Origin of the sequence: Streptomyces sp. MBT53, assembly GCF_016654115.1 — a bacterium.
Classification (GTDB): Bacteria; Actinomycetota; Actinomycetes; order Streptomycetales; family Streptomycetaceae; genus Streptomyces.
On the sequence record NZ_JAEQAZ010000270.1, the window covers coordinates 1 to 9233 of the forward strand.

The following is a 9233-nucleotide window of genomic DNA, read 5'->3' on the forward strand; positions in this document are numbered from 1 at the left end:
CCCCCGCACCCTCTGAAAGCTGGGGTCTTTTCTAACCGTTCATCGACCATGACAACGGTTAGATTCACCCCCACACCCCAGCAGGCAACCACCCCCAACAGCCCGGAGACCGCCGCATGACCGCCCTCGCCACACCGCCGGCGCTCACCGCGCGCCCGGCCAGGTCCCCGCGTCTGCTGCGCTGGCTGGTCCGGCTGCACCGGCCGGCCCTGCTCTCCTGGATCGCCTTCGTGCTCGTCGTCGGCGGCCTGCTGCTCTGGCTGGGCGGGCCGCTCACCGACGCCTCGGCCGAGGCCTGGAAGCAGTACCGCGCCTGCGGAACGGCCAGTTGCGTGTACGACGCGGGCGCGATCGGCCGCTACAAGGACTGGTACACGTACACGACGATCGCCGTCGTCGCCGTACCCGCGCTGGTCGCCGCCTGGTCCGGTGCCGCGCTGGTCAGCCGCGAACTGGAAAGCGGCACCGCGCAGTTGGCGTGGACCCAGGCGGTCTCCCCGGCCCGCTGGCTGACCGCGAAGCTCGCCGTCCCGGCCGTACTGGTCACCCTCGGCTCCGGACTGCTGGCGGGACTGCACCACTGGGCCTGGTCCAACAGCCAGGGCCGCATCGACACGGCCAAGAACTGGTACGACCTCGGCACCTACGCCGCCAACGGCACGGCCACCACCGCGATGGCCCTGGCCGGCCTGGCGAGCGGCGTCCTCTGGGGGCTGTACAAGCGCAACTCCCTCGGCGCGCTGGTCGGTTCACTGGCGAGCACCGGCTTCCTGTGGAGCGTCGTCGCCATCGCGACACCCCACCTGTGGCCCTCGGTCACCACGGTCAGCAGCCTCACCCACAGCGTCCCGGCGGGCTCCGGCATCGTCGTCGACCAGGGCCTGGTCACCTCCACCGGCAGGCACCTCTCCGGCCACCTGTGCGGCAGCACCACCTACGGACCCTGCAAGACCGCCTACGCCAAGCTCGACGCCGTCAGCTACTACAACGACCACCACCCCCAATCCCACTACTGGCCACTCCAGTTGACCGCGACCGCGATCATCCTCGCCGTCACCGCCGCCCTCACCGTGACCGCCTTCCGCCTCCTCGAGCACCGGACCGGTTCGGCACCCGCACCCAAGGCAGCCGCCGTATGACCGCCATGGCCATGAGCCCCACCACCGCCCGACCGCAGCGGGCCGTACTGCGGCTGCACCGGCCGGCGTCGATCGTCTGGGGCGCGTTCGTGCTGCTCGCCGTGAGCGCCCTGCTGTGGGTGCATCTGTTCCGGGCGCCCTCCGCACGGCACCCCGTCGACCCGTACTTCGTCATGACCGACGTCAACAACGTCATGAACTTCCTCGGCGAGCTGCTCAGTTACACCTCCGTCGCCGTCGCAGCCTGGGCGGGCGCCGCCCTCGTCGGCCGTGAACTCGAGAACGGCGCCGCACGCTTCGCCTGGACCCAGTCCCTCACCCCGGCCCGCTGGCTCACCGCCCAACTCGGCGCGGCGGCCCTGCCGTTGACCGGCGGCACCACCCTGCTGGGCCTGGTCTACGCCTGGGTCTGGACCGCCGACCAGGACGTCCTGGTCACCGACTGGTCCTACGACCGCGTCCTCGTCCCGGCCGGTCCGATGGCCGTGGCCCTGCCCCTCTTCGCCCTGGCCGTGGGCGCCCTCGCCGGAGTCGCGACCGGCCGCGCGCTGCCCGCCCTGGCGGTGGCCGCCGCCATCACCTGGACGGCCCGCTCCTTCTTCGGCAGCGAGTGGGACACCGTCTGGCCCGTCCGCCGCTACTGGCCGGTCGAGCTCAGCGGAACCGCCGCACTGCTCCTGCTCACCGCGCTCGCCCTCGCGGCCGCCTACGCCCTGCTCGGCCGCCTCACCAACATCAAGGGAGCCGCCGTATGACCGCCCTGGCCACCGCAGCGACGGCGCGCCCGAGACCGGCCCGCGCCTGGCGCGCCATCCTGCGGCTGCACCAGCCCGCCCTCGTCGTGTGGGGAGTCTTCGTCGCCGTCGTCTCGGCGGTGCTGCTGTGGGCGTACGGACCAGGAGGGAACGCGGCCAATGCCGCGTGGCGGCAAAAGTGCACCGTCGACCTCTGCGACGCGGACTACTCGATCGACGGCTACCACCTCGCCTACCGGTTCAGCGAGGCCGCGGTCGGCTTCCTGCCGGTCCTCGTCGCCCTCTGGGCCGGCGGCCTGCTGATCGGCCGCGAACTGGAGAACGGCACCGCGGAACTCACCTGGACCCAGGCGGTCAGCCCGGCCCGCTGGCTGGCGGCCAAGCTCGCCGTCCCGGCCGCACTGCTCACCGCGGGCACCACCCTGCTCGTCCTGCTGCACCGCCTGCTGTTCGACGCGCACCAGGTACCGGAGGGCTGGAACTGGTCCGACAGCGGCACCTTCGAGACCAACGGGCCGATCGCCGTCGCGTTCCCGCTGCTCGGTCTCGCCCTCGGCGCCCTCGGCGGTCTGGCCGTACGCCGCGCCGTGGCCGGCCTCGCCGTCGCCGCCGTGACGACCCTGATCGCGAGGACCCTCGTCCTCTGGGCGAGCCCCCACCTCTGGCCGTGGAAGTCCGCCGTCAGCTCCCTGCCGCACGGCTACCCGCCGAAAACGGCGGCCATCTACGGCGACAAGGGCGCCGTCACCGCCACCGGCGCCCACATCCCCGACCCGTGCACCGGAGCCGGCAAGGCGTGCCCGGCCGCCCATGACGTCGTCGGGCACTACCGGGACCTCCACCCGTCCTCCCAGTTCTGGCCCCTCCAGCTCACCGAGACCGCCTTGATCCTCACCGTCGCCGCCCTGGCCACCGCCGCCGCCTTCGCCCTGCTCCACCGCCGTACGAACACCAAGGGGACCGCCGTATGACCGCCCTCGCCACGGACCCGACCGTCCGACCCAGACCGGCCCGCATGTGGGGGGCCGTGCTGCGCCTGCACCGGGCCGCCCTGACCGGGTGGGCCGTACTCGTCACCGCCGTCTCCGCGGGGCTGCTGTGGGCCTACGGCCCCGGGGGGAGCGCGGCGTACACCGTCGCCGAGGTGCTGATCGGCTGGGTCCCCTATCTCGCCGCCGCCTGGGCGGGCACCTTCGTCGCCCGCGAACTGCAGCGCGGCACCGTACGCCTCGCCTGGACCCAGGGCGTCACCCCGAACCGCTGGCTGGCCACCAGCCTCGCCGTACCCGCCGCGCTGCTCACCGCCGGCAACACGGTGCTGGTCCTGCTGCACCGGCTGGTGTCCGACGCGCACCAGGTACCGGAGGGCTGGAACCCGTGGAACGACGAGACCTTCACCGCGAACGGCACCCTCGCGATCGTCCACCCCCTCCTCGGCCTCGCCGTCGGCACCCTCGCGGGCTTCCTCCAGCGCCACGCGGTGACCGCGGCCGGCCTCGCGATCGCCGCCATGGGCCTCGCCCTCACCACCCTCGGCTTCGCCCGCCCGCACCTGTGGCCGACGGCGGCCCACGTCGGCAACCTGCGCGGCGGCCACTACGCCGGCAACCGCCCCGCCTCCGACTTCTGGCCCCTCCAACTCGTGGAGACCGGCATCGTGGTGGCCGTCGCCGCACTCGTCCTCGGCACCGCCTTCGCCCTGCTGCGCCGCCGCACCTCCTGACCGGATCCCGCCTCACGGTGGCTCCCAGGCATCCGTTACGTTCGTTTCGGTGGCGTAGACGTCCGGGAGCCGCCCCCCGATATCCCGCACGCCATGTCGCCGTAACCATTGGTTCAGACGGGCTTGCGACGCTCGGCGAATGAAGCCCGTCGTGCCAGAGCCTTCGCCGCCTCCCGAGGTGAACGGGAGCAACGGCGCCGTCCTCCCGCTCCTTCCGGCGCTCTCCGACGCGCCCGTATCGCCGGTGGCGCGGAACAATGGGCACATGAGCAGCCAGCCCAACGCCCAGGCACAGGTCCAGCACGCGCAGCCCTCCGTGGGCTCCATAGCCGCCCACCGCCCGCACACCGTGTCGGCGGCGGTCTCCGATCTGGAACCCGACATCGACGCCGACCTCGACGAGTACGAGGAGTCGCCGTACGACGGGCCCCAGCTTCCGCAGGGCCGCTTCCTGGACCGGGAGCGCAGCTGGCTCGCGTTCAACGAGAGAGTCCTGGAGCTCGCCGAGGACCCCAACACCCCGCTCCTGGAACGGGCGAACTTCCTCGCGATCTTCGCCAGCAACCTGGACGAGTTCTTCATGGTCCGGGTGGCCGGCCTCAAGCGCCGTATCGCCACCGGTGTCGCCACCCGCTCCGCGTCCGGCCTCCAGCCGCGCGAGGTGCTGGAGATGATCTGGGCCCGCTCACGCGAACTGATGGCCCGGCACGCCGCCTGCTACCACGAGGACGTCGCGCCCGCGCTCGCGGAGGAGGGCATCCACCTGGTCCGCTGGAACGAGCTGACCGAGAAGGAACAGGCCCGCCTCTTCACCCTGTTCCGGCACCAGATCTTCCCCGTGCTGACCCCGCTGGCCGTCGACCCCGCGCACCCCTTCCCGTACATCTCGGGCCTCTCGCTGAACCTCGCGGTCGTCGTCCGCAACCCCGTCACCGGGCACCGCCACTTCGCGCGCGTCAAGGTGCCGCCGCTGCTCTCCCGCTTCCTGGAGTCCTCGCCGGGCCGGTACGTCCCCCTGGAGGACGTCATCGCCGCCCACCTGGAGGAACTCTTCCCGGGCATGGAGATCCTGGAGCACCACGCGTTCCGGCTCACCCGCAACGAGGACCTCGAAGTCGAGGAGGACGACGCCGAGAACCTGCTCCAGGCCCTGGAGAAGGAACTCATGCGGCGCCGCTTCGGACCGCCGGTGCGCCTGGAGGTCGAGGAGTCCATCGACCGCGAGGTGCTCGACCTGCTGGTGCGCGAACTGAAGATCAGCGAGGCCGAGGTCTACCCGCTGCCGGGCCCGCTCGACCTCACCGGCCTGTTCCGCATCGGCTCGCTGGACCGGCCCGAGCTGAAGTACCCCAAGTTCATCGCGGGCACCCAGCGCGACCTCGCCGAGGTCGAGACCGCGTCCGCGCCCGACATCTTCGCCGCCCTGCGCAACCGGGACGTGCTGCTGCACCACCCGTACGACTCGTTCTCCACGTCCGTCCAGCGGTTCCTGGAGCAGGCGGCCAACGACGACGACGTCCTCGCCATCAAGCAGACCCTGTACCGCACCTCCGGCGACTCCCCGATCGTCGACGCGCTCATAGAGGCCGCCGAGGCCGGCAAGCAGGTCCTCGTCCTGGTCGAGATCAAGGCCCGCTTCGACGAGCACGCCAACATCAAGTGGGCGCGCAAGCTGGAGGAGGCCGGCTGCCATGTCGTCTACGGCCTGGTCGGCCTCAAGACCCACTGCAAGCTGTCGCTCGTGGTCCGCCAGGAAGGCGACACCCTCCGCCGCTACAGCCACGTCGGCACCGGCAACTACCACCCCAAGACGGCCCGCCTCTACGAGGACCTCGGCCTGCTGACCGCGGACCCCCAGGTCGGCGCCGACCTCTCGGACCTCTTCAACCGGCTCTCCGGGTACTCGCGCCGCGAGACCTACCGCCGCCTGCTGGTCGCCCCCAAGTCCCTGCGCGACGGCCTGATCGCCCGGATCAACAAGGAGGTCCAGCACCACCGTGCCGGACGCCCCGCGTTCATCCGCATCAAGGTCAACTCGATGGTGGACGAGGCGATCATCGACTCGCTCTACCGCGCGTCCCAGGCCGGGGTCCCGGTCGACGTGTGGGTGCGCGGCATCTGCGCGGTGCGGCCCGGCGTCCCCGGCCTGTCCGAGAACATCCGCGTACGGTCCATCCTCGGCCGCTTCCTCGAACACTCCCGCGTCTTCGGCTTCGGCAACGGAGGCGAGCCCGAGGTGTGGATCGGCAGCGCCGACATGATGCACCGCAACCTCGACCGACGGATCGAGGCCCTCGTCAGGGTCACCGACCCGGCCCACCGCGCCACGATCAGCCGGCTCCTGGAGACCGGCATGTCGGACACCACCTCCTCCTGGCACCTGGGCCCGGACGGCGAGTGGACCCGGCACGCGACCGACGCGGAAGGCCAACCCCTGCGCAACGTCCAGGAGATGCTCATAGACGCCCGGAGGCGCCGGCGTGGCACAGCAACACCTTGACCCGACGGATCCCACGGCCCGTGCCGTGACAGGTGACGCCCTCGCGGGCTACCTGCGCGGCCAGGCCACGGAGTTCCTCCGCGCACTGCGACTGCACCGGGAGACCGGCGGCGGGCAGAACGGCACGGAGGAGTCCGTCGACGCGGCGCGCGCCCTGCGCCACTCGGCCCGCCGGATCAGCGGCAGCCTGCACACCTTCCGGCCGCTCCTGGACGCCGACTGGTCCGAGGAGATGCGCCCCGAACTGGCGTGGCTGTCGGGCACGTTGGCGCTGGAGCACGCGTGCGCGGCCCGGCTGGAACGGCTGCTGCTCGCCCTGCACCGGCTGTCGGGCTCGGCCGTGTTCCCCGCCCAGTCGGCGGCCTCGGCCGTGGGCGGCCGGGTCACCGGCGCCGGCCGCGGAGTCCCGGCACCCGCGAGCGGCCGGGGCGTCGGAGCGACCGCACCGGCCACCGCCACCGCCGAACGCGGCAACCTCACCGTCGGCGCGGCCAAGGCGGGCGCCCTGCTGGAACGCCAGCTCACCCTGGCCCGGACCCGGGCCCACTCCACCGCCCTCCAGGCCCTCGGCTCCTCCCGCTTCCACGCGGTCGCCGACAAGGTCGCCGTACTGGCCAGCGAGGTCCCCCTGACCCCGGCCGCCGCCGGCGCCGACCTGCGCCCGCTGGCCGCCGCCGCGGGCGAGCGCCTGAACGACGCGGTGACCGCGCTGCCGCTGGTCACCGCCGGGCACCCGTACAACGCGGAGGCCCTCATCCACGGCCTCTCCCCCGACCCGGCCCCGCACCCCCAGGACGGCCCCTGGCACCAGGTACGGCTGCTGCTGCGGCTGCACCGCTACGCCGGTGAGGTCCTGCACGGGGACGGCCCGCCGCTGGACGTACGCCTGCTGGCGGCCGGCCAGGCCCTCAATCTGCACCGGGACGCCTCGGAGGCCGCCGCCGCGGCGGCGTCGGCGGCCCGGACCCCGCGGATCGCCCCGGCGACCGCGTACGCCCTCGGGGTGCTGCACGCCGACCAGCGGCACGAGGTGGAGGCGGCCCGCTTCGCCTTCCAGCAGTCGTGGCAGAAACGGGTGGCGGGCACCCCCTGACGCCCCGCACCAACCCGCGCGGAGGAGACGGTGAACCTTCAGTGACTTCCTCGACGAACGACACCACCGTCCAGGCGGCCGGCTGCGCCCTGTGGCGGCACCGGTCCGCCGGAGATCTCGAACTGGCGCTGGTCCACCGGCCCAAGTGGGACGACTGGTCTTGGCCCAAGGGCAAGCTCAAGCGCGGCGAGACCTTCGAGGAGGCGGCCCGCCGCGAGGTCCTGGAGGAGACCGGCCACACCTGCCGGCTGGGGACACGGCTCCCCTCGGCCCGGTACGTCGACCACCACGGGCGGCCCAAGGAGGTCCGCTACTGGGCGGCGGAGGCGACCGGCGGAACCTTCGAGCCCAACGACGAGGTCGACGTCCTCGTCTGGCTCAGGCCGGACGAGGCCCACCGGCGGCTCACCCACGAGCGGGACCGCGACCTGATCTCCCTCGTGCTCATGGCCGTCGGCACGGACGAGGACCCACTCGACTGACCGCGTTTCCTGGGCTGCCGTGCCGCCCACCTCGCGTTACGTTGCGGAGGGACGGCCGCAGCAGGGCCGTCGCCCGACCGAGGGACCGCCCGCTCGTGGACGCATTTTCGGGCCCGCCGCACCTGGCACAGTCCGGAATCAGCTCGTGTCCTCGACGTGAGCGTTCCGTGACCTAACCGCACCGCCCACAGGGGTTCACCCTCCGTTCACTTATGCCCATAGGCGCCTTCACCTGTTCTGCCTAATTTCGGCCTTACGCGATGCGAGCTGCGACCTGGGGGTCGCTACCCGCGTCACCCACGTCTTCGCACGCCGCCGGAATTCAGGACGGCGGCTCTCGGAAGGAATTCTTTCAAGTGAAGCTTCAGCGCATGAACCGGCGGGCCCTCACCCTCGGTGCTCTCGCGGTCTCCGGCGCCCTGGCCCTCACGGCGTGCGGCTCGGACGACAACGGCGGCTCGTCGAACAGCAGCTCCTCGGCCACGAACAACGCCAGCTCGGCCGTCTGCGGCGACGCCAAGAAGGGCCAGCAGCTGCTCGCCGACGGCTCGTCCGCGCAGAAGAACGCGATCGACGCGTGGGTCAAGGCGTTCAGCACGGCCTGTGGCGTCCAGATCAACTACAAGGGCGGCGGCTCCGGCGCCGGTGTCACCTCCTTCAACCAGGGTCAGCTGGCGTTCGCCGGTTCCGACTCCGCGCTGAAGCCCGAAGAGGTCACCGCCTCCAAGCAGGTCTGCTCCGGCGGCCAGGGCATCGACCTCCCGATGGTCGGCGGCCCGATCGCGCTCGGCTACAACGTCCCGGGTGTCGACAACCTGGTCCTGGACGCCCCGACGCTCGCCAAGATCTTCGACAGCAAGATCACCAAGTGGAACGACGCGGCGATCAAGAAGCTGAACCCGTCCGCGACGCTGCCCGACCTCAAGATCCAGGCGTTCCACCGCTCGGACGAGTCCGGCACCACGGACAACTTCACCAAGTACCTGATCGCCACCACCCCGGACAACTGGAAGTACTCCGGCGGCAAGGCCTGGCAGGCCAAGGGCGGCCAGTCGGCGGCCGGCTCCGCGGGTGTGGCCGCGGGCGTCAAGCAGACCTCCGGCGCCATCGGCTACTTCGAGCTCTCCTACGTCGCCGACGGCGTCAAGGCCGTCAGCATCAACACCGGTGCCGCCGCCCCGGTCGCGCCCAGCACCGACAGCGCCACCAAGGACATCGCCGCCGCCCAGGTCATCGGCACGGGCAACGACCTGTCGTTGAAGCTGGACTACAACACCAAGGCCGAGGGCGCGTACCCGATCACCCTGGTGACGTACGAGATCGTCTGCGACAAGGGCAACAAGGCCGACACGCTGCCCGCCACGAAGGCGTTCCTCTCCTACATCGCCAGCGAGGACGGCCAGAAGGTCCTCTCCACCATCAACTACGCGCCGATCCCCGACGCGATCATCACCAAGGTTCGCAGCACCATCGCGAGCATCAGCTAGTCCGAGTGTGCGGCCGGGTCCCCTGGAACGGGACCCGGCCGCACACTCGGACTA

General features: G+C 71.8%; 8 protein-coding genes. All 8 read left to right on the forward strand.

All coding sequences use genetic code 11. The features are described 5' to 3' along the window. Positions 1-116: 116 nt before the first annotated feature. Positions 117-1139: an ABC transporter permease gene (locus tag JHN45_RS47350; RefSeq protein ID WP_201055606.1), complete on the forward strand. Its 1023-nt coding sequence runs from the start codon at positions 117-119 to the stop codon at positions 1137-1139. Further along, positions 1136-1894 (forward strand): hypothetical protein, encoded by a 759-nt coding sequence (locus JHN45_RS47355; protein ID WP_201055607.1) that lies wholly within the window; start codon positions 1136-1138, stop codon positions 1892-1894. Before JHN45_RS47350 ends, JHN45_RS47355 begins: the two co-directional genes overlap by 4 nt. Next, positions 1891-2865 carry a hypothetical protein gene (locus JHN45_RS47360; protein WP_201055608.1) on the forward strand — a complete coding sequence of 325 codons (975 nt, stop codon included), beginning with the start codon at positions 1891-1893 and terminating at the stop codon, positions 2863-2865. The genes JHN45_RS47355 and JHN45_RS47360 overlap by 4 nt, the downstream gene beginning before the upstream one ends. Next, positions 2862-3617, forward strand: coding sequence for a hypothetical protein (locus tag JHN45_RS47365; RefSeq protein WP_201055610.1), 756 nt, complete (start codon positions 2862-2864; stop codon positions 3615-3617). Before JHN45_RS47360 ends, JHN45_RS47365 begins: the two co-directional genes overlap by 4 nt. A gap of 139 nt (positions 3618-3756) precedes the next feature. Further along, positions 3757-6117 (forward strand): RNA degradosome polyphosphate kinase, encoded by a 2361-nt coding sequence (locus JHN45_RS47370; protein WP_200717228.1) that lies wholly within the window; start codon positions 3757-3759, stop codon positions 6115-6117. Beyond that, entirely contained in the window at positions 6098-7210 is a 1113-nt protein-coding gene (locus JHN45_RS47375) for a CHAD domain-containing protein (RefSeq protein WP_201055612.1), read from the forward strand. Before JHN45_RS47370 ends, JHN45_RS47375 begins: the two co-directional genes overlap by 20 nt. Before the next feature lie 41 nt (positions 7211-7251). Continuing rightward, positions 7252-7692 carry an NUDIX hydrolase gene (locus JHN45_RS47380; RefSeq protein WP_201055614.1) on the forward strand — a complete coding sequence of 147 codons (441 nt, stop codon included), beginning with the start codon at positions 7252-7254 and terminating at the stop codon, positions 7690-7692. A 356-nt stretch (positions 7693-8048) separates the two neighbouring features. Then, positions 8049-9179, forward strand: coding sequence for a phosphate ABC transporter substrate-binding protein PstS (gene pstS / locus JHN45_RS47385; RefSeq protein WP_200717589.1), 1131 nt, complete (start codon positions 8049-8051; stop codon positions 9177-9179). Positions 9180-9233 lie beyond the last annotated feature (54 nt).